The 23,010-nt window shown below is 69.9% G+C and carries 19 protein-coding genes; 11 read left to right on the top strand and 8 right to left on the bottom strand.

The genetic code is table 11. The features are described from left to right. Nucleotides 1-272: 272 nt before the first annotated feature. The 4 genes from ABIC44_RS01280 to ABIC44_RS01265 are packed head-to-tail and all read left to right on the top strand — an operon-like array spanning nucleotide 273 to nucleotide 4,827. On the top strand, nucleotides 273-764 hold the full coding sequence (locus tag ABIC44_RS01280) for a Csu type fimbrial protein (RefSeq protein ID WP_309695838.1): 492 nt from the start codon (nucleotides 273-275) through the stop codon (nucleotides 762-764). Nucleotides 765-786: 22 nt separating this feature from the next. Beyond that, a complete protein-coding gene (locus ABIC44_RS01275) occupies nucleotides 787-1,503 on the top strand; it encodes a fimbrial biogenesis chaperone (RefSeq protein ID WP_354293173.1) in 717 nt (238 codons plus the stop codon). After that, nucleotides 1,481-3,880 (top strand): fimbria/pilus outer membrane usher protein, encoded by a 2,400-nt coding sequence (locus tag ABIC44_RS01270; RefSeq protein ID WP_354293171.1) that lies wholly within the window; start codon nucleotides 1,481-1,483, stop codon nucleotides 3,878-3,880. Before ABIC44_RS01275 ends, ABIC44_RS01270 begins: the two co-directional genes overlap by 23 nt. Then, nucleotides 3,877-4,827 carry a Csu type fimbrial protein gene (locus ABIC44_RS01265; RefSeq protein WP_354293169.1) on the top strand — a complete coding sequence of 317 codons (951 nt, stop codon included), beginning with the start codon at nucleotides 3,877-3,879 and terminating at the stop codon, nucleotides 4,825-4,827. The genes ABIC44_RS01270 and ABIC44_RS01265 overlap by 4 nt, the downstream gene beginning before the upstream one ends. Here ABIC44_RS01265 and ABIC44_RS01260 read toward each other — a convergent pair. The 8 genes from ABIC44_RS01260 to ABIC44_RS01225 all read right to left on the bottom strand — a co-directional run bounded on the left by ABIC44_RS01260 (nucleotide 4,824) and on the right by ABIC44_RS01225 (nucleotide 17,227). Then, complete coding sequence (locus ABIC44_RS01260) at nucleotides 4,824-6,266, bottom strand: efflux transporter outer membrane subunit (protein ID WP_354293168.1); 1,443 nt, start codon at nucleotides 6,264-6,266, stop codon at nucleotides 4,824-4,826. The two genes, ABIC44_RS01265 and ABIC44_RS01260, sit on opposite strands and share 4 nt — an antisense overlap. Next, nucleotides 6,259-7,434, bottom strand: a complete 1,176-nt coding sequence (locus tag ABIC44_RS01255; RefSeq protein ID WP_354293167.1) for an efflux RND transporter periplasmic adaptor subunit — start codon at nucleotides 7,432-7,434, stop codon at nucleotides 6,259-6,261. Before ABIC44_RS01255 ends, ABIC44_RS01260 begins: the two co-directional genes overlap by 8 nt. Then, nucleotides 7,427-10,648 (bottom strand): efflux RND transporter permease subunit, encoded by a 3,222-nt coding sequence (locus tag ABIC44_RS01250; protein ID WP_354293166.1) that lies wholly within the window; start codon nucleotides 10,646-10,648, stop codon nucleotides 7,427-7,429. Before ABIC44_RS01250 ends, ABIC44_RS01255 begins: the two co-directional genes overlap by 8 nt. Nucleotides 10,649-10,776: 128 nt before the next feature. Beyond that, complete coding sequence (locus ABIC44_RS01245; RefSeq protein ID WP_354293165.1) at nucleotides 10,777-12,063, bottom strand: sensor histidine kinase; 1,287 nt, start codon at nucleotides 12,061-12,063, stop codon at nucleotides 10,777-10,779. A 52-nt stretch (nucleotides 12,064-12,115) separates the two neighbouring features. Beyond that, the gene (locus ABIC44_RS01240) at nucleotides 12,116-12,790 is read right to left on the bottom strand and encodes a response regulator transcription factor (RefSeq protein ID WP_354293378.1); all 675 of its coding nucleotides are present in this window, start codon (nucleotides 12,788-12,790) and stop codon (nucleotides 12,116-12,118) included. Nucleotides 12,791-13,128: 338 nt separating this feature from the next. Further along, nucleotides 13,129-14,004, bottom strand: coding sequence for an alpha/beta hydrolase (locus tag ABIC44_RS01235; protein ID WP_354293164.1), 876 nt, complete (start codon nucleotides 14,002-14,004; stop codon nucleotides 13,129-13,131). 56 nt (nucleotides 14,005-14,060) lie between these two features. Then, the gene (locus ABIC44_RS01230; protein ID WP_354293163.1) at nucleotides 14,061-16,556 is read right to left on the bottom strand and encodes an ABC transporter permease; all 2,496 of its coding nucleotides are present in this window, start codon (nucleotides 16,554-16,556) and stop codon (nucleotides 14,061-14,063) included. Continuing rightward, nucleotides 16,553-17,227 carry an ABC transporter ATP-binding protein gene (locus tag ABIC44_RS01225; RefSeq protein ID WP_354293161.1) on the bottom strand — a complete coding sequence of 225 codons (675 nt, stop codon included), beginning with the start codon at nucleotides 17,225-17,227 and terminating at the stop codon, nucleotides 16,553-16,555. Before ABIC44_RS01225 ends, ABIC44_RS01230 begins: the two co-directional genes overlap by 4 nt. Nucleotides 17,228-17,269: 42 nt before the next feature. On the opposite strand from ABIC44_RS01225, the gene ABIC44_RS01220 reads away from it, so the two are divergent. The 7 genes from ABIC44_RS01220 to ABIC44_RS01190 all read left to right on the top strand — a co-directional run bounded on the left by ABIC44_RS01220 (nucleotide 17,270) and on the right by ABIC44_RS01190 (nucleotide 22,996). Continuing rightward, nucleotides 17,270-17,989 (top strand): arylesterase, encoded by a 720-nt coding sequence (locus ABIC44_RS01220; RefSeq protein ID WP_354293160.1) that lies wholly within the window; start codon nucleotides 17,270-17,272, stop codon nucleotides 17,987-17,989. 137 nt (nucleotides 17,990-18,126) lie between these two features. Further along, complete coding sequence (locus ABIC44_RS01215; RefSeq protein WP_354293159.1) at nucleotides 18,127-18,387, top strand: hypothetical protein; 261 nt, start codon at nucleotides 18,127-18,129, stop codon at nucleotides 18,385-18,387. 15 nt (nucleotides 18,388-18,402) lie between these two features. After that, nucleotides 18,403-18,810, top strand: a complete 408-nt coding sequence (locus ABIC44_RS01210; protein WP_354293157.1) for an SAM-dependent methyltransferase — start codon at nucleotides 18,403-18,405, stop codon at nucleotides 18,808-18,810. Next, complete coding sequence (locus tag ABIC44_RS01205) at nucleotides 18,807-19,073, top strand: hypothetical protein (RefSeq protein ID WP_354293156.1); 267 nt, start codon at nucleotides 18,807-18,809, stop codon at nucleotides 19,071-19,073. The genes ABIC44_RS01210 and ABIC44_RS01205 overlap by 4 nt, the downstream gene beginning before the upstream one ends. Before the next feature lie 26 nt (nucleotides 19,074-19,099). Then, nucleotides 19,100-20,332, top strand: coding sequence for a diaminopimelate decarboxylase (gene lysA, locus ABIC44_RS01200; RefSeq protein WP_354293154.1), 1,233 nt, complete (start codon nucleotides 19,100-19,102; stop codon nucleotides 20,330-20,332). 163 nt (nucleotides 20,333-20,495) lie between these two features. Next, nucleotides 20,496-20,948, top strand: coding sequence for a GAF domain-containing protein (locus tag ABIC44_RS01195; RefSeq protein ID WP_354293153.1), 453 nt, complete (start codon nucleotides 20,496-20,498; stop codon nucleotides 20,946-20,948). Then, nucleotides 20,945-22,996 carry a putative bifunctional diguanylate cyclase/phosphodiesterase gene (locus tag ABIC44_RS01190; protein ID WP_354293151.1) on the top strand — a complete coding sequence of 684 codons (2,052 nt, stop codon included), beginning with the start codon at nucleotides 20,945-20,947 and terminating at the stop codon, nucleotides 22,994-22,996. The genes ABIC44_RS01195 and ABIC44_RS01190 overlap by 4 nt, the downstream gene beginning before the upstream one ends. Nucleotides 22,997-23,010 lie beyond the last annotated feature (14 nt).

Raw genomic sequence — 23,010 nt, 5'->3', positions numbered from 1 at the left:
GTTGCCCGGATAAGAGGAAAGCTGTCATGCAATCCTGTGCAATTTATGGTTAACGAAAAGCTTGCCGTAGTTCATGGCTCATATTTGCATTGGTAGCCATCTGCCAAATTCAGGCATGCTCCGCGCCGATCTTGTGGCACGCTCCCGATCGCAATTGGCTCATACGCGCCAAGCTTTAACCCATGATCGGCAATTTGCTTCCGATTCCGAAGCTATAGCAGCCGATGCGGGCGATCGCGCTTTGACGAAGCGTGATCTGGAGGCACCGCATCGTGAAACGCTATCTCGCCATCGGTATCGCAGCGCTCGGCTGCGTCGTGATCCCCGCGCCGTCGGCCGCGCAGCAAAGCACGCAGTTCCAGGTGACGATGACGATCCAGGCCGAGTGCCGGTTGACCTCGGCAAGCGACCTGGCGTTCGGCGCGACCGGCGTGATCCAGACCGCGATCACCTCGACCAGCACGATCGGGGTCCAGTGCACCAACACGACGCCCTATAATATCGGCCTGAATGCGGGCGCGGGGGCGGGCGCGACGGTGACGGCGCGGCGGATGACCTCGGGCGCGGGCGCGACGGTGGTCTATGAGCTGTTCCGCGACCCTGCACGCTCGCAGATCTGGGGCAACACGGCGGGCACCGATACGCTGGCCGGGATCGGCAATGGCGCGGTGCAGACGCTGACCGTCTATGGCCGGGTCCCCCCGCAGACCACTCCGGCGGCCGGAAGCTATACCGACACCGTGCAGGTGACCGTCACCTATTGAGCTGCCCGCAGGAGGAACGCCCATGAGACGCGCCATAGCGGCGGCCGCCATGCTGCTGACGGTTCCGGCGATCGGCCGGGCATCGGACATCCGGGTCGCGCCGGTCGCCATCGATCCTTTGCCAGGTGCGCGGACCACCGCGCTGACGCTCAGCAATGCCGAGCAGCGGCCGGTACGAGTCCAGGTCCGCGTGATGCGATGGACTTCGCGCAACGGCGCGGACGTGCTGACGCCGACCAGCGACGTCGTCGCCAGTCCGCCCTTTTCGACGCTGGCGCCGCAGCAGCAATATCTGATCCGCGTCGTGCGCACCGCCAAGGCGCCGCCGGTGGGCGAGGAGGCCTACCGCGTCCTGATCGACGAGGTGCCCGATCCGGGCCGGGCGCAGCCGGGCACCGTCGACCTGGTCGTCCGCCAGTCGATCCCGGCCTTCTTCTCGGACATTCCCCGCCGAATGCCCGATGTCAGCTGGCGGATCGAGCGTTCGGGGGGAGCCACGGCGCTGGTCGGGCGGAATACGGGCAATCGGCGGCTGCGCCTGGCCGACCTGCAACTGATCGCGGGAAGCCAGCAGATCCTCGCGCGGGCCGGGCTGGTCGGCTATGTCCTGGCGGGGTCCGAGCTTCGCATCCCGCTGAACCCCGGCACCAGCGTTCCGAACGACGCCGATGTGCGGATGCGGGCGGTTTCCGATGGCGGCCCGATCGAGGTCTCCCTTGCGTCCCAGCCGCGCCGGTGAACTGGGCTGGACGATCCTGGCCGCGCTGTCCTGCGCCCATCCGGCACGGGCACAGGATGACGGCAGCCTGCGGGTAGGTGTCGACGTGGACCCCCGCCGCCAGGAACAGGCGTTGCAGCTGGAGGTCTATCTGAACGACCGTCCCACCGGCTATGTCGCGTCGTTCACCCAGCGCCCGGATGGCGGCTTCAGCGCCCCGGCGACCGAGTTGCGGACCGTCGGCGTCGCGCTGCCCGTCGAGGTCGATCGGGGCGACGTGCCGCTCGAGCGCATCGCCGGTCTGCGGTATCGCTATGAGGAGATGCGGCAGATCATGTGGCTGGTCGCGGGGCCGACCGCGGAGCGGCCGACGCTGATCGACGGCGGGCGAAACGGTCGCGGCGGGGCGGTTCCGGATCGTCCGCCGCCGGGCGTGGTGCTCGACTATACATTGTTCGCCAGCGGCGACCGGAGCGCGGTCGGTCCCCGCTTCACGGGCGCATCGGGGGCGTTCGGGACGCGGATATTCGGCGCGTTCGGCCTGATCGAGAACAGCGCCGTCGCGCTGTTGTCCAGCGGGCCGCGCGTAACCCGACTGTCGACCACCTACAGCTATGAGGATCCGTCGCGTCTGGTGACGCTGCGCGCGGGCGACACGATCAATGGCGGGCATGGCTGGACCCGGCCGATCCGGATGGGCGGCCTTCAGATCCAGCGGACGTTCGGGATGCGGCCCGACCTGGTCACCATGCCGATCCCGCGTCTGGCGGGGAGTGCAGCCGCCCCCTCGACCCTCGACCTGTTCATTGACCGGGTGCGCACGCTGTCGGCGCGCGTGCCCGCAGGGCCCTATGCCGTGATGCACCCGCCGGTCGTGCAGGGCGCGGGCGTCGCGACCGTGGTCGTCCGCGACGCGCTGGGCCGCGAGACGGTGTCGACCGCGCCCTTCTATGCCTCGCCGCAATTGCTGGCGGAGGGGCTGACGGACTTCAGCGCCGAGATCGGCTTTGCGCGGCGCAGCTATGCGATCGTGTCGAACGACTATGACCGGCGGCTGATCGCCTCGGCATCGGCGCGGCGCGGCATCTCCAGCCGATGGACGCTCCAGGCGCATCTCGAGGCTGGCGCGGGCCTCCTCCAGATCGGCGCGGGGAGCGTCGTGACGCTGCGCGACCGGGCGCTGCTGTCGGTCGCGGGCGCGATCAGCCAGGCCGGTGGGCGGACCGGGGGGCTTGTCGATATCGGCCTGGAGGCGCGCCGTCCCGGCTTCTCGGTCCTCCTGCGTTCGATGCGGACGATCGGCGGCTATGCCGACCTGGCGTCGCGGACCGCATCCTTCGGTCCGGTCCTGACGGGCGATCGTCGCATCTTCGGCGCGCCGCGCGAGATCGACCAATTCTCGCTGTCGCTCCCCATCCAGGCGACCTCGGCGTCGATTGGCATCAGCCTCGTCAATTCCAAATCGGCGGCGGGGGATCGCTATCGGCTGGCCAGCCTGTCCTCGACCGCCAATGTCGGGCGCTTGTCGCTGTTCGCCAATGCCGTGGCCGATCTGGGCGGCGATCGCAGCTTCGGCCTGTTCGTCGGCGCCAGCCTGCCGTTCGGACGGCGCGCCTCGATCACCACCGGTGCGACGGTTTCGCGAGGGCGCGTGTCGGGTTATGCCGAAATGTCGCGCCAGGGCGCGCACGAGCCGGGCTCCTGGGGATGGTCGGTGCGCGTCGCCGATGGCCGCGAACGGGCGGGACATGCGATCCTGCGCCACACGACCGGCTTTGCGCAGTTCGAGGCGACGGGCCTCTATGCCGGGGGCGGGGTATCGGGAACCTTGCAGGCGGAGGGGGCCGTGGCGCTGATCGGCGGCGACCTTTATGCGGCCCGGCGGCTCGACCAGTCCTTCGCGGTGGCCGATGCGGGGGCGAGCGGGGTGCGCGTGTACCGCGAGAACCGGCTGGTCGGGACGACCGGCGCGTCGGGCAAGCTGCTGGTCCCCGATATCGCGCCGTTCGAGCCGAGCGCCATCTCGATCGACCCCTCGTCATTGCCCGTCGATGCACGCATCGCGTCGACCCATGCCGAGGCGGTGGCCTTTTCCCGCGTGCCCGCCCGCGTCGCCTTCGGGGTGGGGCGCGAAACCGATACCGCGCTGGTCGAGTTCGTCGATGGGGAAGGGCGGCTGCTGCCGCTGGGGTCGCGCATCGCGCGGGAGGGCGCGCCCGACGAGGCGATCGGCTATGACGGGGTCGCCTTTCTCGCTGCGCTCGACCCCCGGAACGAGGTGGTCGTCACCGACCACGATGGCGGGCGTTGCCGCGCGCGCTTCGCCTTTGCGGCGCGACCGGGCGAACAGGTCCGCGTCCGCGCCGTCTGCCTGCCGATCGGGAGCACGACCCCATGAAGCCCCTGGTCCTGGCGCTGCTCGCCGCCCTGGCGCTCCTTGTCATGCCCGGCACCGCGCAGGCGCAGACCTGTTCGGCGACGGTCTCGACGATCGACTTCGGCAGCCCGGTACTCCTGGGCAGCGGCCCGGTCGATGTGACGGGGACGGTGTCGGTGACGTGCACCGGCATCCCGCTGCTCAGCGTGGTGAAGGTCTGTCCCGGCATCGGCGCGGGCAGCGGCGGCACCGATGGGTCGGCTCGATTGATGACCGGCACGGCGGGCACGCTGCGCTATCAGCTGTATCAGGATGCGGCGCGATCGGTCGCCTGGGGTTCGCTCGACAATCCGACCTTGGGCAGCGTGCCCGCGATCATCGTGTCGGTCGCGCTCAACGGGGCGGGGTCGGCGACGCGCACCCTCTACGCGCGGCTGTTCGGCGGCCAGACGACGGTGGTGCCGGGCAGCTATCGCTCCAGCTTCATCGGCAACGCCACGCAGTTCAGCTATGGGGTCGAACTGATCGGCGCGAGCAGCAACTGCACCGGCTTTGCGGGCTCCGCCTCGATCCGCCCGACATTCGATGTCAGCGCATCGCCGTCCAGGGGGTGCACCGTCGCGGCGACGCCGCTGTCCTTTCCGACGACCGGCGTGCTGTCGCGGCCGGTGACGGCGCAAAGCGCGCTGACCCTGACCTGCACCAACCAGACCGCCTATGCGGTGCGGCTCGATACGGGGCGCAATGCCGATGCGTCGGGTGTCCGGCGCATGCGGGGCGCTTCGGGGAGCTTCATCGCCTATGGGCTGTTCCGCGACGCGGCGCTGTCGTCGAGCTGGGATGGCGCGCTCCAGGCCACGGGCACCGGGCTGGCGCAGTCGCAGGCGATCCATGGCCGCGTGCCGCCCCAGCCGACCCCGGCGCCCGGCCTCTATTCGGACACCGTCGTCGTCACGGTCACCTATTAGCCCGGTCGAACCGAAGCCGGGGTGACACCGCCGCCCAGGGCGCGTGCCAGCGCGACGCTGGCCTCCAGCCTCTGCGTCTGCAGGGACAAGGCGCTCTGCTGGTCGCGGAGCAGGCTCTCCTGCGCGGTCGCGACGTCGAGATAGGTGGCCGCCCCCTTGATGTACCGGTCCAGCGCGATCTGCTCGGTGCTGGCGGCGGCGGCCACCGCCTGGGCCTGCGCGGTCTGGGCGTCGTCCAGATGGCGGAGCGTGGCGAGCGCATCCTCGACATCCTGGAACGCGCCCAGCGCATGGCTGCGATAGTCGGCCATGGCCGCCTTCCAGCCGGCGCGCGCGGCGGCGAGATCGGCGCGACGCTGCCCGCCGTCGAAGATGTTGAGGATCGCGCCGGGGCCGATCGCCCAGAACAGGTTCGGGGCGGCGACCAGACCGGCCAGCGCGGTGCTTTGGAAGCCGCCCGTACCGCCCAGCGTGATCCGGGGGAAGAAGGCCGCCCGCGCGACACCGATCCGGGCATTGGCCGCCGCCATGCGCCGTTCGGCCGCCGCGACGTCCGGCCGGTTGGCGAGCAGCGTGGAGGGCAGGCCGACGGGTATCGCGGGCTGGGCCAGCGGTGCGTCGCGGCGCGGGATGGCGAAGGTGGAGGCGGGCTGTCCGACCAGGCTGGCGATGGCATGTTCGGTGACCGCGCGCGACGCCTCCAGCGCGGCATATTGGGCGCGCGCCTCGCCGAGTAGCGCGCCCGCGCGGCCGACATCCATCCCCGTGGCGATGCCGCCGCGAAAGCGGTTGCGGGTCAGCGCGTCCGCCCTGGCGAAGGCGTCGATGGTCTTGGTCAGCAGCGCGAGTTGCTGGTCCTGTCCCCGCAACTGCACGAAATCGGTCGCCAACTGCCCCTGCAGCGCGAGCCTGACCGCCGCCAGATCGTCCCGGCTAGCCTCCGCCAGCGCGCGGCCGGACGCCACCGAATTGCGAACGCGGCCCCACAGGTCCGCCTCATAGGACAGGTCGCCGCCCAGCGTCGCGGCGGTGTAGAAATCCGGCTGCGATCCGCCCCGCAACGGGCGTTCGTCCGATTGCCGGTTGCGGAGCAGGCCGGGGGTCAGCTCGACATGCGGAAACAGCCCCGACCGCGCCCCCGCCAGCGTCGCGCGGGCGAGATCATAGCGGGCCAGCGCACCCGCCAGCGTCGGATTGTCGCGCTCGATCCGCCCCTCCAGTCCGTCGAGCAGCGGATCGCCAAAGCCCGTCCACCATGCCGCCGCCGGAGCGGGGGCGATCGCATCGACCGGCTTCCACAGGCCATCCCCCGTCGTCGGCATTTCCTTGTACGCCGCAGGCGCAGCCATGACCGGCGGGCGATAGGCGGGGGCCATCGAACATCCGCCGAGGAGCGCCAGCATCGCTCCCGACAGCCAGCGGGCGCGGGGTTTAGCCATGATGGTCGTCCCCCACGCGCACCAGCTCGCCCTGCGCCAGCGAGTCCGGAGGATTGTCGACGATCCGCTCGCCGGGGGTCACGCCCGACAGGATCTGGACGGTCGGCCCATTGTCCTGTCCGATATGGATCCGGTGCATCGCGATGCGGCCATGCGGATCGACCGTGGCGACCTGCGCCCCGCCCGCGCCGAACAGGATCGCGCTGGAGGGCACCAGCGCCGTTCCGGCCTGTCCGGGCAGATCGAACCGCGCCTGGGCATAGCCGCCGGGCTTCAGCACGTCGTCGGGATTGTCGGCCAGCAACTGGACGCGAAAGGCGCCGGACTGTGGATCGACCGCGCTCGACAGCCCCGCCACCGTTGCGGGGAAACGGCGCCCCGGAAAGGCGGGGACGCTCAGCGTCGCGGTCATGCCCGGCCGGATCGTCGCCGACAGCGATTGCGGGACGTTGACATAGATGCGGATGCGGTGGGTGTCGGCCACCCCGAACATCGGTGCCTGCGCCGCCGCGCCGGGGCCGACCAGATCGCCGACCTCGGCATTGCGCGCGGTCACCACCCCGGCAAAGGGCGCGCGCACCACGGCATAGCGTTTCATCGCCTCCAGCCGCGACAGCGCGGCGCGGGCCTCGGCGACCCCGGCGGTCTTGACCGCCAGATCGCCATTCTTCTCGTCGACCTCCTGCCGGGAAACCGAGGCGCTGGTCAGCAGGTCGGCCCAGCGAGCCGCCGTGCTGCGCGCCAGCTTCTCATGCGCCAGGGCGCTGGCGAGCGCGGCGCGGGCCTGCCCGATCTGCTCGTCCAGTTCGGGCGTGTCGATCTCGCCCAGCGCCTGCCCCTTGGCGACATGCGCGCCGATATCCTGCGACCAGCGGCGCACATAGCCGCTGACACGCGGAAAGAGCCGCGCGGCCTCCCAGGCCTGGAGCGTCGCGGGCAGGTCGAGCGCGTCGCTCGCCGCGCCGCCCTTGACGGTGACGAGGTGGACGGTCGGAATGGCATTGGCCGTCGACCAGCTGGCCGCGGACGCGACGTCATGGCTGCGCGACAGGGTTCCCACCCCCACGATGCCGATCGCCAGCACGGCGGCGGCAAGGCCTGCGGTCTTCAGGCCCTTGGGCGTGGGGGTGTCGGCCGACACAGCGGGGGCCGGGGCGGCTTCATGCATGGATGGCTTCTCCGATGGGCATGGCGGGGGAAGGGGTGGCGGCCGTCCGGCGGCGGTGCGCGATGGCGAAGACGACGGGGACGAAGACGAGCGTGGCGAGCGTCGCGCAGAGCAGGCCGCCGATGACCGCGCGGCCGAGCGGCGCATTCTGCTCGCCGCCTTCGCCCAGCCCCAGCGCCATCGGGGCCATGCCGATCATCATCGACAGCGCGGTCATCAGGACCGGGCGGAACCGGGTGGCGCCTGCCTCCATCGCCGCCTGGACGGCATCGCCGCACGCCGCCAGCCGTTCGCGCGCGAAGCTGACGACCAGCACGCTGTTGGCGGTCGCGACGCCCATGCACATGATGGCCCCGGTCAGCGCAGGCACGCTGAGCGGTGTATGGGTCGCGAACAGCATCCACACGATCCCGGCCAGCGCGGCGGGGAGGGCGGAGACGATCACCAGCGGATCGGTCCAGCTCTGGAAGTTCACGACGATCAGCAGGTAGATCAGCACGACCGCCCCGGCGAGGCCCAGGATCAGGCCGGTGAAGGCGGTGTTCATCGTCTCCACCTGTCCGCGCAGCGCCACCGTCGCGCCCTTGGGCAACTGGCCCCTGGTCTGCGCCAGCACCTGGCGGATGTCGGCGGCGACCGCGCCCAGATCGCGGCCCTGCGGCGTGGCATAGACGTCGAACACCGGCTGCACCGCATAATGCGAGACCAGGGCGGGGCTCGGCTCGCGGTGGAGCGTGCCCAGCGCGCGCAGCGTCTGGAAGCTGCCCGGCGTGCTGCCGGTGATCGGCAGATTGTCGATCTGTTCGACCGTGTCGGCGCGATATTGCGGGGCCTGGACCACGATCGGATAGGACACGCCGTTCTTCGGGTTCAGCCAGAAGGTCGGGGCGACCTGCGCGCTGCCCGCCAGGTTGACCGACAGGCTGCGCGTCACGTCGTTCTCGGTGATGCCAAGGCGGCTCGCCTCGGCACGGTCCACATCGACCGCATATTCGGGATAGTTGGACGCCTGTTGCAGCCGGACATCGGCCAGCCCCGGAATCCGCGACAGTTTCGCGACCAGCATCCGCGCATAGGCCTCGCCCCCCTTGGTATCGGGGCCCGCGACCTGCACGTCGATCGGCGCGGGCGAGCCGAAGTTCAGGATCTGGCTGACGATATCGGCGGGCAGGAAGGAGAAGGACGAACCCGGAAAGTCGTGCGGAAGCTGCTCGCGCAGGGCCTTCACGAACCCGGCCGTCGGGCCATGGCCTTCCTTCAGCGTGATCAGGATGTCGCCGTCCTGGGGACCGACGCCGCCGGTGTTGGAATAGGCGCGATTGATGCCGCTGACCGGCAGGCCGATATTGTCGACGATGGTGTCGATCTGGTCGGCGGGTACGACCTGGCGGATGCGGTTCTCGATATGGTCGAACAGCGCCGCCGTCTCCTCGATCCGGGTGCCGACGGGCGCGCGGACGTGAAGGCTGATCTGCCCCGCATCGACCGCGGGAAAGAAGTTGCGCCCCAGCATCGGCACCAGCGCGAAGGACATCAGGACGACCGCCATGAAGGCGATGACGAACGGCCGCCGCCGGGCCAGCGCGAAGGCGAGCAGGCCGGTATAATAGCCGCGCACCCCCTCGAACCGGCGCTCGAAGCCATGCTGGAACCGGCGGAGCGGGTTGCGGCTTTCGGGGCGTCCGGCCTGGGCGTCATGCGTCACCATCACCTCGGCGGTGTGCGGCCCCGCATGGTCGCGCAGCAGGTAATTGCCCATGGTCGGGACCAGCGTGCGCGACAGGACGAACGAGGCGATCATCGCGAACACCACCGCCATCGCCATCGGCGCGAACAGGAAGCCCGCGACGCCCGGCAGGAAGAACATCGGCACGAAGGCGATGCAGATGCACAGCAGCGAGACGAAGGCAGGGCCGACGATCTGCCGGGCGCCGTCCAGGATCGCGTCGCGCACCGGTTTGCCCTGTTCGAGATGCCAGTTGATATTTTCGATGGTGACCGTGGCGTCGTCGACCAGGATGCCGACCGCCAGCGCCAGCCCGCCCAGCGTCATGATGTTGAGCGTCTGCCCGGCCAGCGCCAGCCCGGCGATGGCGGCCAGGATGGCGAGCGGGATCGACGCGGCGATGATGACCGTCGACCGCCACGAACCGAGGAACAGCAGGATCATCAGGCTGGTCAGCGCGGCGGCGATGACGCCTTCGCGCATCACCCCCGACACCGCCGCCTTCACGAAAACCGACTGGTCGGACAGCAGCTTGACGTTCAGTCCGGCGGGCAGGGTCGCTTCGAGTTGCGGCATCAGCGCCTTGACGTGATCGACGATGGCGATGGTCGAGGCGGACCCGCTCTTCAGCACGGTCATCAGCACCGACCGCGCGCCGTCGACCCGGACCTCGTTGCGCTGCGGCGGCGAGCCGTCGCGGACATGCGCCACGTCGCGCATCAGGACCGTGGTCCCGTCGATCGTCCGGATCGGCAGGGCGTTGAGGTCCGCGATCGCGTCGGGGCTGTTGTTCAGCCGCAGATTATATTCGTAGCGGCCGATCCGGGCGGTCCCGGCGGGAATGATCTGGTTCTGCTGCGCCAGGGCATTGGCGACATCGGTCGCCGACAGCCGGTGCGCCTGAAGCGCGGCGGGATCAAGGTCGATCTGGATCTGCCGCTCCTTGCCGCCATAGGGCGACGGGATCGCCGCGCCCTGCACCGATGCCAGCGCCGGGCGGATCATGTTCTGGGCCAGGTCGTAGATCTTCTGTTCGGACAGGCCCCTGCCGGACAGCGCCAGTTGCAGGATCGGCACGGTCGAGGCGTTGTAGTTCAGGATCAGCGGCGGGGTGATGCCCGGCGGCATCTGATTCAACACGGTCTGCGAGACGGCCGTCACCTGCGCGGTGGCGGTCCGGATATCGACGCCGGGGCGGAAGAAGATCTTCACGATGCCGACGCCCGACAGCGACTGGCTCTCGATATGGTCGATATCGCCGACCGTCGCGGACAGCGACCGCTCGTAATAATAGATGACGCGCCCCGACATGTCGCGGGGCGGCAGGCCGCGATAGGTCCATACCGCCGCGATCACCGGGATGCGGATGTCGGGGAAGATGTCGGTCGGCGTCTCGACCGCCGCGATCCCGCCGCCCAGCACGATCAGGATCGCGAGGACGACGAAGCTATAGGGCTTGGCAAGGGCGAGCTTGACGAGTTGAAGCATGGGCATCCCGGTGTCGGACACGAACAGGGTGTCGGCGACGGCGCGGGGGAAGAGGGTGGGGACCGCGGCCGCGTCGCCGACGGAAGCTTCTTCGCGCCGATCGGGCGCGCAGGCGACTTAAATGAATTTCACACCGACCGGGGCAGCGCGATCCGGACGCACAGGCCGGGCCGGGCGTCGGACAGGTGCAGGCGAAAGCCGTGAAGGTTCAGGATCGCGACGACGACGCTGAGGCCCAGGCCGCTGCCCGGCACGTCCCGCGCCGCCACGCCCCGGTGGAAACGCCGCAGGACCGCATCGCGCTCCTCGGGCGGAATGCCGGGGCCGTCGTCACGGACTTCGATGGCCAGGCCGCGATCGTCCTCGGTCAGCGCGATGCCGACCCGCCCGCCGGGCCGCGCGAACTTGATCGCATTGTCGAGAAGGTTGCTGAGCGCCTCGAACAGCAACCGGTCGTCGCCCTCGACCCATAGCGGCCGGGTCGCCACCGACAGGGCGATGTCGCGGTCCTCCGCCAGCGGCTCGTACAGCTCGGCGACCTGCGCGACCAGCAGCGCCAGGTCGATCCTGTGGAAGCCCGCGCGTCGACGCCCCGCCTCCAGCTCCGAGATACGCAACAGCGCGGCGAACCGTTCGAGGACCAGATCCAGTTCGGCGGTCGCCCGACCGATGCCCGCCGCCACCTCCGCCGCGTCATGCGGCTGGTGGGCGAGCGCGTTCAGCGTGGCGCGGACGCGGGTGAGCGGGGTGCGCAGGTCATGGGCGATCGCATCGGTCGCGCCCTTCACCTGCGCGACGACGCGACCGACCTCTTCGACGGTCGCATTCACCGTATTGGCGAACTGATCAAGTTCGTCGTGCCGCCCCGCGATCGGCATCCGCACCGAAAAGTCGCCCGCCGCAATCTCCCGGCTGGCACGTTGCAGCGCCCGGACGCGGCGGAGCGGGGCCCGACTGAACTCCACCGCCGCCGCCGCGACGCAGAGCAGAATCAGCAGCCCGCTGACGATCAGCGTCTCCAATATGGTATGGCGCAGGTCGCGCAGCAGGCTGATGTCGCGACCGACCAGCAACGTCTCGCCATCGCGCGTCCGGAACGCGACCAGGCGGAACGGCCCGTGCGATCCGCTCTCCACGTCGACGGGACGGCCGGGGGGCAGCGGCCGCAGGAGACGGACATTGCCAAGCACCGGCGTACCGTCGCCCGCGATCAGCGCCAGATAGTTGAAGCCGGTCCGGTTCCGCCCCAGCTCATACCGGACCCGGTCGGGCAGCTGGTCGGCGGGCACCCGCGCCAGTTGCTCGGCGACGGCGTGCAGGATTCGGTCGCTGCGCGCGGTCAGGTCGCGGGCGGCGGCGAAATAGACCACGCCCAGCATCGCGATCAGCCCGATGACGAACACCGCCCCCAGCATCGCCGACAGGCGGAAGGTGCTGATCCGGACGACCTCGCGCCAGTGCAGCGGCTCAACCGGCGTCGAAGAGATAGCCCTCTCCCTTCACCGTCAGGATGGGGGAGGGATGGCCCGGCCGGTCGATCTTCTTGCGGAGGCGGGCGATATGGACGCTGATGAGATTGGCGCCGGGATCGAAATAATAGCCCCAGACCCTCTCGAAGATGATCCGCCGGGTCATCACCTCGCCCCGGTTGCGCATCAGGAATTCGAGCAGGCGGAATTCCATATGGAGCAGCCGGGTCGGCACGCCGTCCACCTTGACCGTGCGGCGGACGAGGTCGCATTCGATCCCGCCGCCGCGCAGCACCACCGCCTCGGCCTGTTCGCGCCGCCGGAGCAGCACCTCGACCCGCATCGCCATCTCGGCGAAATCGAACGGCTTGGTCAGGTAATCGTCGCCACCGGCGCGCAGGCCCGCGATCCGCTCGTCCACGTCGCTCAAGGCGCTCAGCATCAGGACGGGGATGGCGATATGACGCTCGCGCAGCCGGGCGACCAGGCTCAGCCCGTCGAGTCCCGGCAGCATCCGGTCGAGCGTGATCGCATCGAAGGCCTCGCGCGTGGCCAGAGTCAGGCCGGTCTCGCCATCGGCGGCGCGGCTGGCCTCATGGCCGTGCCGCTCCAGCTCGGCGATGATGGCCGTGGCGGTGGCGTCGTCGTCTTCGATGACCAGGATGGCAGCCATGCGACCGGCATAGCCGCACATGCCGTTCACGGCCAAGGCTCGGCGCATCAGGTGAAATTCATTTAAGTCGGCCGGATCGGGCTTTCGGGTGAAACGGCGGGGTATCACGCGCCTCATGCCCGAAGGATTCCCCATGCGCCGCCTCTGCCTGTCGATGATCGCCCTTTGCTCGGGCCTGGCCGCCGTCCCGGCCCATGCCTTGCCGACTGCCGGAGACATGGGCGACGATTGCTTCGACGTCGCGGCACCCATGGCCGAAGCGACCCCGTGTTGGGAACCCGGCCGTCACCGGAACCACCATCACGCGCGCCGCAATCGAAGCGCCGAGCGGCCAGGCCCTACCGCGTCACCGCATGAGCGAATGCCGCGACGTCGGCGATGACGGGCGCGCGGCCGCGAAAGGGGCGTGCGACCGACAGGATCATCCCGACATGCCCCAGCTTGGGATAGGTGCGCAGCGTCACCGGCACGTCGCCTGCGCGCAATCGGCTCGCCAGCGCCTCGCTGTTGCGGGGCAGGACCGTCCGGTCCTCGCCCCCGACCAGCAACAGGGCGGGGGGATCGCCTGCGCCCGCCCAGTGGACGGGCTGGGTCTCCTCGGGGCGCGGCCATGCGCCGAACGCCGCGCGGCTGACATCGACGTCGAAGGGCGCGAAGTCATAGGGGCCCGCCAGCCCGACCAGGCCACGGACCGCGCTTCGATCCGGGCCGAGCCAACGATCGTCGACCGCCAGCATCGCCGCGATATAGGCGCCCGCCGAATGGCCCATCAACACGATGCGCCGCGGATCGCCCCCGAACGACCCGATATGCGCCTCCCCCCAGCGCACCGCCGCCGCGCCATCCTCGACAAAGGCGGGATAGCGGACGTTCGGCACCAGCCGGTAATCCGGGATCACGACCACGAAGCCCTGCGCCGCCAGCGCCCGCCCGACAAAAGCATAGCCCGACCGCGTCCCGCTGTTCCAGCTGCCGCCATAGAAGAAGACGATCACCGGCTTCGGCCCGGCTTTGCCCGAGCGCGGCGCATAGATGTCGAGCACCTGCCGGGCATCGCGGCCATAGGCCAGCCCCGCCGCCACCCGCCTGGCTTCGCCATCCTTGGGCACCAGCGCGTCGAAGGTCTTGAGCGGCGAACAGGCGCCGATCATCAGCCCAAGGGCCAGCGACAGGGCGGCGCGACGCGACCGGGGACTGTGATAGGGGATCGTCATTCCTTCATGATGGGCATCGATCGCACCGCTAGCCAGTGTGCGGAACGCCACTCGACCTAGAGCGCCCGCAACGCGGCCGAGGGCCGTGCCCGCAGGACCGGAAGCGTGCCCAGGATACCGATGCCGATCGTCACGACCGCGCCGATCGCCAGCGTCGCCAGGATGACGGTCCAGTCGGGCAGCCATTCGAACTGGAACAGCCGCGTGACGACGAACCACCCGCCGCCTACGCCGAGCAGCAGCGCGACCAGGCCGACAATCCCCGCGAGCAGCGCATATTCGATCGCCTGCGTCGCCAGAACCTGTCGCCGCGTCGCGCCCAGCACCTTCAGCATGACCGCGTCATAGGTCCGTGCCGCGCGCGCCGCCGCGATCGCGCCCAGCAGCACCGCGATCCCCGCCAGCAACGCGATGCCCGCCGCGACGGTGATCGCGGTCGCCATTTGGCCGACGACGTCCTGCACCTGCTGGAGCACGCCGCCGACCTCCACGACCGAGGTCGAGGGGAAATGGGGCAGCAGCGCGCGGGTCACCGCCGATCCTTGTGCGGCGGGCATGTCGATGGTCGCGGCCAGATTGTGCGGCACATCGGCCAACGCCCCCGGCGAGAAGACCATGACGAAGTTGAACCCCAGCGTGTCCCAGGCGATCCGCCGGAACGAGGCGATCCGCGCGGTCCGCTCGATCCCCAGAACCGAGACGGTCAGCGGGTCGCCGATCCGCAGGTTCAGCGCCTTTGCCAGCCGCTCGTCGATCGACACCAGGCTCTGGCTGCCCTCCGCGCCACGCCACCATCGCCCCGCCGTCAGGGTGCTGCCGGGAGGCAGCGACGCCGCGAAGGTCAGCCCGCGCTCGCCCCGCAGCGCCCAGGCGCCTTCGGGAATCGTGGCCAGGTCGGCGACGCGGGTGGCGCCATAGCCGGTGATCGTGCCGCGCATCAGCGGAACGGTCGCGATCCGGGCCGATGGAGCGACCCGCGTGACGATGCGCCGGAATTCCGCTTCGCGTTCGGGCGGCACGTCGAGCGCGAAGAGCGCGGGCGCCCGCGCCGGGACCGAAAGCCGGATATTGCCGTCGATGCTGGTCCGGATGCTCGCCAGCAGGACGAACAGCGTCAGCCCCAGGCCGAGTGCGACGACCAGCGATACGGTCCGCGATCCCGGCCGATGGAGCGCGGTGACGGCCAGCCGCGCAAGCGGGCGGCGGGGGCGGGGCAGGCGGCGCGCGGCCGCCCGGATTGCCGCGCCGATCCCGACCAGCAGCGCCAGCGTCGCCGCCGTCGCGCCCAGAAACCCGGCCGCAAAGCCCGGACGCCCGGTGGTCGACAGCGCGAGCGCCACGACGGGCACGCCCGCCGCCACGCCCCATAGGGTGCCGCGCCAGCTGCCACCCGCTCGCGCATCGAGCACACCGCGCAACAGCGCCGCCGCCGGCACGCGCCCCGCCGCGACGAGCGGTCGCGCGCAAAAGGCGAGCGCAATCAGCAGCCCATATGCCGCCGCCAGCGCCAGCGGGACGGGCGCGATCGTCAGCCCCGGCGCGACGGGCAGCACCGACCCCATGGCCAGCCCGACCAGCGGTACCGCGACGATCCCCGCCGCCAGGCCCAGCAGGATGCCGACCCCAGCCACGGCGAACAGCTGGAGCAGATAGATCTTCGCCACCAGACCCGATGTCGCGCCCAGTACCTTCAGCATCGCGATGCTGCCGCGCCGCGCCTCCAGGTAGGAACCGACGCCGTTGCCGACCCCGATCCCGGCGATCACCAGCGCGGCGAGCCCGACCAGCGTCAGGAACTCCCCCATGCGCGCGACGAAGCGGCTGGCGCCGGGCGATGCGCGGTCGCGGGTCCGCGTCTCCCAACCGGCGGTAGCGAAGCTGCGTTCGAACGCCTTGGCGACCTGCGCCGGATCGCGCGCGGCGGCGATGCGATAGCGGCTATCGTACAGGCTACCCGGCTGGACCAGTCCGGTGCGATCCAGCCCCGCGCGCGAGACGATCGCGACCGGGCCGAGCGTGAAGCCTTCGCCCAGCCGGTCGGGCTCGTCCGCGATGATCCCGCCGACCCGGAACCATGCCGTGCCGAAGCGCAGCCGGGCGCCGGGCGTCAGGGACAGCCGCTCGGCCAGCGCACGTCCTATCCAGACGCCACCCGCACCCGGCGCGCGAACTGCGCGGCCATCGGCCAGCGTCAGCCGACCATAGAGCGGATAGGCGGCATCGACCGCCTTCAGCTGGACCGGGGCGATCGTGCCGTCGGGGGAGACGGCCATCGACTGCATCCGGATCGTTTCCGATACCCGTCCGGCGGCCTGCATCGCCGCCAGCTCGAGCCGGTCCGCCTGCCGCTGAGAAACGGCGAATTCGACATCGCCGCCCAGGATGACCCGGCCCCGCGCGGCGAGTTCGCCGCCGATCGCATCGCTCAGGCTGCCGATCGCGGCCAGCGCGCCGACGCCGAGGAACAGGCACAGCAGCAACAGGCGCAGTCCCCGGAACCGCACCGACAGCTCACGCCGGGCAAGCCGCCAGGCCAGCGACCAGCCGCTCACGCGGCGATCCGGCCATCGGCGAGTTCGACCACCCGGTCGCAGCGCCGGGCGAGCGCCGGGTCATGGGTGATGACGACCAGCGTCGCGCCGGTCGCCGCACGCCGGTCGAACAACAGGTCCATCACCCGTGCGCCGGTCGCCGCATCCAGGTTGCCGGTGGGTTCGTCGGCGAAGACGATCCGGGGGCGCGGGCCGAGCGCGCGGGCGATGGCGACGCGCTGCTGCTCGCCGCCCGACAATTGCGCGGGATAATGATCCAGCCGGTGCGCCAGCCCGACCGCCGTCAGCTCGGCCTCCGCGCGGGCGAAGGCGTCGGCTTCCCCGGCCAGCTCCATCGGCACCGCGACATTCTCGCGCGCGGTCATCGTCGGCAACAGGTGAAAGGCCTGGAGCACGATGCCGATCCCGCCGCGCCGCGCGATGGCCAGTCCGTCTTCGTCCAGCGCGCCGAAATCGGTTCCCGCCACCTCGACCCGGCCCGACGTCGCCCGCTCCAGCCCGGCGAGCACCGCCATCAGCGACGACTTGCCCGATCCCGATGCGCCGAGCAGCGCCAGGCTCTCGCCGTCTCCCACCGTCAGGTCGATGCCCTTCAGGATCTCGACCGGCGCGGCGCCGCCCAGCGTCAGCCTTACATCCGTCGCCCGGATGACCATATTGCCTGCGACCATAGTTGCGGGGATTCCAAGACAGAGATGACCAGGACGCCATATGTGGCCGGGGCCGCCCTTCTCCAAGCGGCATGGCTGTTATCCGCCTGTGATACCCGGCGCGAGGACGAGCCGTCCGCGACGAATGTCGCCTCGGCCGCCCCGGCGCAGCCCAGCCCTTCGCCGAGCGCCCGCGTCCCCGTTTCCGGCCCCCGGCGGGTGGTGCTGGCATTCGGCGACAGCCTCTATGCCGGATATGGCCTCCAGCGGGGCCAGAGCCTGCCCGATGCGATTCAGGCGCGGCTGCGCGGGCAGGGGATCGATGCCACGGTCGTCAATGCCGGGGTGTCGGGCGACACCACCGCCGACGGGCGGCGACGGCTGGCCTATACGCTCGACCGGCTGAAGACGAAGCCCGATCTGGTGATGCTCGGGCTGGGCGGCAATGACGTGCTGCGCCAGGTCGATCCGGCGGAGACGCGTGCGAACATGACGGCGATGCTGGACGAACTGGCCCGTCGGGACATTCCGGTGATCCTGACCGGGATGATTGCACCGCCCAATCTGGGGCCGGACTTCGCGTCGCGTTTCAATGCGATATGGCCCGACCTTGCGACCAGCCATCATGCGGTGCTCGACCCGTTCATCCTGCAAGGGGTGTTGGGCAACCGGACGCTGATGCTGCCCGACGGAGTCCACCCCAATGCGACCGGGGTCGCCCGGATCGCGGATCGGGTCGCGCCGCTGGTCGGCAAGGGGCTGGAGACACTGCCGAAGGATTGAGCGGGCGCCCGCACATCGCGACGCTATGCCAATGCTATGCGATCCCCGGAAATCGATCTCGAAACCCTATGCGCCGATCCGTAGCTGGGGCGGCGCGGATCACGGTCGGTCCGCGTCGATGACGAGGATCGTACGTCATGTCGGAAGTGCTGCCCGAATCGGACCCAAGCGGCCCGACCCTGTATGTCGGACAGGATGTCGCGGGCCATTGGCTGGTCCAGGATAGCGACAAGCGGATGGAGGGCCGTTTCGTCTCCTTCGCGGCCGCGATGCAGTATGCGCAGGGCGAGCGTCACGCCTATCGCGCCGCCGTCGTGGTGGCGATCGAGCCGCTCCGCCCGCTGGTGGCGTTCGTGCCGGTCGCGCCGTCCGAACGCGCGTTGCCGCGTGCGGCCTGAGGGGGGAGACGGTCGATGATCGCCCATGACCCGCGCTGGCCCGCCATCCATTCCGCTTTGTCCGGCCTGCGCGAGCAGCGGCGTTTCTCGGTCCGCATCGTCGATGCCGATTGCGGCGCGGGGGCGCTGTTGATCCGCGCGGTGCGCCATGCCCGAATGCTCGGCTTCACCGCGATCGAGGGGCGGGGGATCGGCGGCTCGCCCGCGTTGATCGGCCGCGCCCGCTCCGCTGCGCGGCGGGCCAGCGACCCCGCCATCGGCCTGGAGTTCGCGTCGCTGACGCTGGACGAAGCCTTGCGGGCCGAACGCGATCTGCCCGCCGACATCCTGCTCTGGCGCGGGCCGATCACGGCCGCCGTGTCGCAGGCCGCCATCCTCGTCATCGCACAGGACGACCGGACATGGCTGGGGATGGCGGCATGACGCGGCATGACAGGATATGGCGCGACAGGGCCTGGCGGGCGATGGGCGCGCTGCTGTGCGGCGGCGCCTGCGTGGCGGCAATGGGACTGGGCGAAGCACCGCTGGCAATCCCCTTCTTTCCGCTCGCGCTGCTGGGGCTGGTGCTGATGACCCATGGCAAGCGGGTGGCGACCGCATTGCGCGCCGAGCGGCGGGGCCATGGCCACACCGCCGACGTGATCCATGCCGAGCGTATCCGGCGCCATCGCCGACGCTTCGACTGACCATCCCTCCATCACGGAGACCTTTCATGGGATTTTTCGACTATCGCGACGGCATCCTCCATGCCGAGGACGTGCCGCTGCCGCGCATCGCCGAGGCGGTCGGTACGCCGGTGCATGTCTATTCCGCTGCGGCGGCGCGCCATGCCGCTCATGGCTTCTCGGCGGCGCTGGCCCCGTTGCCCGTCGCGCGCCGGGCCTTTGCGGTGAAGGCCAATCCCAACATCGCGGTGCTGCGACTGCTCGCGGAATGCGGCTATGGCGCGGACATCGTCTCGGGGGGCGAGCTGGCCCATGCGATCGCGGCCGGCATGAAGCCGCAGGACATCGTCTTTTCCGGCGTCGGCAAGACCGACCGGGAGATGGTCCAGGCGCTCGACGCGGGCATCGGCCAGTTCAATCTGGAACTGGAGGAGGAGGGGCAGGTCCTGTCCGACCTCGCCCGCGCGCGGGGCGTGCGTGCGCCGGTCGTCCTGCGCGTCAATCCGGATGTCGATGCGGGCACCCATGCGAAGATCGCGACCGGGCAGCGCGAAACCAAGTTCGGGGTGCCGATCGATGCGGCCCCGGCGATATATGCGCGCCTGGCGCGCCTCGACGGGCTCGATCCGCGCGGGATCGCGGTGCATATCGGCAGCCAGCTTCGCGACCTGATGCCGATGGAGCGGGCCTTTACCCGCATCGGCGAACTGGTCCGGGCGTTGCGCGCGGCCGGGCACCCGGTGAGCGATGTCGACCTGGGCGGCGGGCTGGGCATCGCCTATGCGCCGGACGAGACGGCGCCGTCGTTCGAGGATTATGCCCGGATGGTCGGTCGCGTGAGCCGGGGCTGGAACGTCGCGCTGACCGTCGAGCCTGGCCGGGCGATCGTGGGCGCGGCGGGGTTGTTGCTGACCCGCGTGATCTGGGTAAAGCCGGGCGTCACCCATCCCTATGTCATCGTCGATGCGGCGATGAACGACCTCATGCGGCCCGCCTTGTACGACGCGTTCCACCGCTTTGCGGCGGTCGCGCCGCGCGGCGGACGGATGCAGGCGCATATCGCCGGGCCGATCTGCGAGACGGGGGATAGCTTTGCGCGGGGGCGGGAGATCGACGCGGTGCGCCGGGGCGACCTGGCGGTGTTCCATACCACCGGCGCCTATGGCGCGGCGATGGCGTCGACCTATAATTGCCGCGCGGTCAGCCCTCAGCTGCTGGTGGATGGCGACGAGTACCGGATCGTCGGCGAGCGCGGCACCGTCATCGATCGCGCGGCGTGACTGGGCAGGAGGTTCAGTCGTCCGAACCATCCCGGAAAAGCATGATTTCTTAAGCCTTTCGTGAAACCTAGGGGGGCGAACAACGATCATAATATGAGAGACGATGCTCAAGAGCCTGTTCCGGGAACGGCGACGTTCCCACGCCGTACATGCCCTGGGCATCATGGGATCGCCACGCGAGCCGGGCTTTGACCGCTTCGTCTCGGCGGCGGCGCATGCGTTCGACGCGCCGATCGCCCTGCTCTCGCTGGTCCATGCCGACCGGCAATGGTTCAAGGCGACCCATGGCATGGATATCGACTGCAATTCCCGTAGCGGCAGCTTCTGCAACTTCGCGCTGGATCAGGCCGATGGGCTGGAGGTCTGCGATCCGTGCGGCGACAGTCGTTTCGCGACGTTGCGGTTCGTGGCGGGGGCGCCGCACATCCGATATTATATCGGCGCTCCGCTTCGGGTCGGGGCGGGCGTGGATGTCGGCGCGCTGTGCGTGATCGACGTCCGGCGGCGCGATCCGGCGTCCGTCGACCAGAAGGCCTATCTCGCGGCGCTCGCGCGGCAGGCGTCGGCCGCGTTGGAGGCACGGGCGGATCTGCTCGACATGCGGGGGTCGGCATGATCGCGGTCGCGCTCTGTATCTTCACGCAGCATGATCTACGCCTCGTCGCGCTCGCGCTGCTGATCTGCCTGATCGGATCGGCGGCGACCGTCCAGCTGTTCAGCCGGGTGCGCGCGTCCTCGGGCTATCGCCGCTTCGGCTGGGTCGTGCTGGGCGCGGTCGGGGCGGGCACGATGGTATGGGCGACCCACTTCGTCGCGATGATGGCGTTCCGGACGACCGCGCCGGTGGTCCTCGATCCGATATTGACGCTCCTGTCGCTGCTGGCGGTGATCGGCCTTGCCATTCCGGGCCTGGCCATCGCCGCCGGGCGACGGCGCGGGGCCGGGGCGTGCGGCGGCGCGCTGATCGGCCTGGGCATCAGCGTGATGCACTATGTCGGCATGGCGGCCTATCGCGTCGACGGGATCGTGACCTGGAACTGGCATTATGTCGTCGCCTCGATCTTGCTTTCCAGCGGGCTGTCGGCGCTGGCCTTTCATGTCCTGACTGGGCGCGGGCGCTGGCGGACCGCGGAGGGGATGGGGCTGCTCAGCCTGGCGGTCGCGGCGCTGCACTTCACCGGCATGACGGCGATGCGCATCTCCGTCCTGCAATTCGGGCAAGGACTGTCCGATGTGACGATGGTGGCGCTGGCGACGACGACGACGGTGGCAACCCTGATCATCGTCGGCTGTGCCGCGATCAGCGCGTTGATCGACGGGCATACCCAGTCGGAAACCTATCGCCGCCTGCGCCATATGGCGATGCATGACAGCCTGACCGATCTGCCCAACCGGATCAGCTTCATCGAGGAGATCGAGAAGCGTTTCCTGATCCGGGGCGGATATCCGTGCATGGCGGTCGTCATGATGGACCTGTCCCGGTTCAAGGTGGTCAACGACACCTATGGGCATCAGGCGGGCGACCAGTTGCTGGCCGCGCTGTCCGCCCGGCTGTCGGCGATGCTGAAGCCGGGCGAATGCGTCGCGCGCCTGGGCGGTGACGAATTCTCGGCGGTCATCTCCTATCACCGGCCCGAGGAGCTGGCCGATTTCCTGTCGCGCCTGACCGCCGCCTGCGACGCACCCTTCCTGTTCGAGCGGTTCACTGCCTCGATCGGGGGGAATGTCGGCGTGGCGATCGCCAATCGGGACGGCTTCGACGCCGATGCGCTGCTCGCCAAGGCCGACCTTGCCATGTACCGCGCCAAGTCCGCCCATTCCCGCCAGCCCTGCTTCTATGACGCGCAGATGGACGACGCAATCCGGCAGGGGCGCGAACTGGTCGCCGACCTCCGCACGGCGCTGGACGAGAACGCCTTCGAGCTTCACTATCAGGTGCAGGCCGCCATCCCATCGGGTGAGATTTGCGGCTATGAGGCGCTGATCCGCTGGAACCATCCGATGCGCGGCATGGTGCCGCCGTCGGAGTTCATCCCGCTGGCCGAAAAGAGCGGCGACATCGTGCCGCTGAGCATCTGGATCCTGCGCCAGGCCTGTTTCGAGGCCGCGCGCTGGGCCAACAGCCACTCCGTTTCGGTCAACCTGTCGCCCATGCATCTGGCCGATCCCCGGCTGATCGAGACGGTGCATTCGGCGCTGGAGGATAGCGGCCTGCCGCCCGAGCGGTTGTCACTGGAACTGACCGAGAGTGCGATCATCCATGACCGGCATTTCGCGCTGGGTCAGTTGCGGGCGCTCAAGGCGATGGGCATCGCCATCGCGCTGGACGATTTCGGGGTCGGCTATTCCTCGCTCGACGTGCTGCGATCCTTTCCGTTCGACCGGATCAAGCTGGATGCGTCCTTCGTCTCGGAGATCGAGCGGGACGAGCAGGCCGTGTCGATCCTGCGCTCGGTCGCCGCGCTGGGCGCGACGCTCAACATGCCGGTGCTGGCCGAGGGGATCGAGGAACCCGCGCAGCTGGCGATCGTCGCGCGCGAGGGGTGTACGGCCATTCAGGGCTATCTGATCGGCAGGCCGTCACGCCTGCTGGCCGATGCCGATCAGGTTCGCCGGATCGCGACGCGAAGGCCGCAGATCGTGGAAAGCGAGGCCGTGGCCTGAGCCCGCGACCTCGC

Source organism: Sphingomonas sp. 1185 (assembly GCF_040544655.1).
In the GTDB taxonomy this organism is placed as follows: Bacteria; Pseudomonadota; Alphaproteobacteria; order Sphingomonadales; family Sphingomonadaceae; genus Sphingomonas.
Note: the sequence above shows the minus strand (reverse complement) of the source record. Positions and strands in the feature narration are given on the sequence as shown.

Excerpts from the sequence above, each read along its gene's own strand:
- ABIC44_RS01190 (WP_354293151.1), top strand. The coding sequence starts at position 20,945 with ATGATCGCGGTCGCGCTCTGTATCTTCACGCAGCATGATCTACGCCTC.
- ABIC44_RS01245 (WP_354293165.1), bottom strand. The coding sequence starts at position 12,063 with ATGCTGGGGGCGGTGTTCGTCATCGGGCTGATCGCGATGCTGGGCGTG.
- ABIC44_RS01215 (WP_354293159.1), top strand. The coding sequence starts at position 18,127 with ATGTCGGAAGTGCTGCCCGAATCGGACCCAAGCGGCCCGACCCTGTAT.
- ABIC44_RS01225 (WP_354293161.1), bottom strand. The coding sequence starts at position 17,227 with ATGGTCGCAGGCAATATGGTCATCCGGGCGACGGATGTAAGGCTGACG.
- ABIC44_RS01235 (WP_354293164.1), bottom strand. The coding sequence starts at position 14,004 with ATGACGATCCCCTATCACAGTCCCCGGTCGCGTCGCGCCGCCCTGTCG.
- ABIC44_RS01205 (WP_354293156.1), top strand. The coding sequence starts at position 18,807 with ATGACGCGGCATGACAGGATATGGCGCGACAGGGCCTGGCGGGCGATG.
- ABIC44_RS01195 (WP_354293153.1), top strand. The coding sequence starts at position 20,496 with ATGGGATCGCCACGCGAGCCGGGCTTTGACCGCTTCGTCTCGGCGGCG.
- ABIC44_RS01210 (WP_354293157.1), top strand. The coding sequence starts at position 18,403 with ATGATCGCCCATGACCCGCGCTGGCCCGCCATCCATTCCGCTTTGTCC.
- ABIC44_RS01265 (WP_354293169.1), top strand. The coding sequence starts at position 3,877 with ATGAAGCCCCTGGTCCTGGCGCTGCTCGCCGCCCTGGCGCTCCTTGTC.
- lysA (WP_354293154.1), top strand. The coding sequence starts at position 19,100 with ATGGGATTTTTCGACTATCGCGACGGCATCCTCCATGCCGAGGACGTG.
- ABIC44_RS01275 (WP_354293173.1), top strand. The coding sequence starts at position 787 with ATGAGACGCGCCATAGCGGCGGCCGCCATGCTGCTGACGGTTCCGGCG.
- ABIC44_RS01250 (WP_354293166.1), bottom strand. The coding sequence starts at position 10,648 with ATGCTTCAACTCGTCAAGCTCGCCCTTGCCAAGCCCTATAGCTTCGTC.
- ABIC44_RS01260 (WP_354293168.1), bottom strand. The coding sequence starts at position 6,266 with ATGGCTAAACCCCGCGCCCGCTGGCTGTCGGGAGCGATGCTGGCGCTC.
- ABIC44_RS01240 (WP_354293378.1), bottom strand. The coding sequence starts at position 12,790 with ATGGCTGCCATCCTGGTCATCGAAGACGACGACGCCACCGCCACGGCC.
- ABIC44_RS01255 (WP_354293167.1), bottom strand. The coding sequence starts at position 7,434 with ATGCATGAAGCCGCCCCGGCCCCCGCTGTGTCGGCCGACACCCCCACG.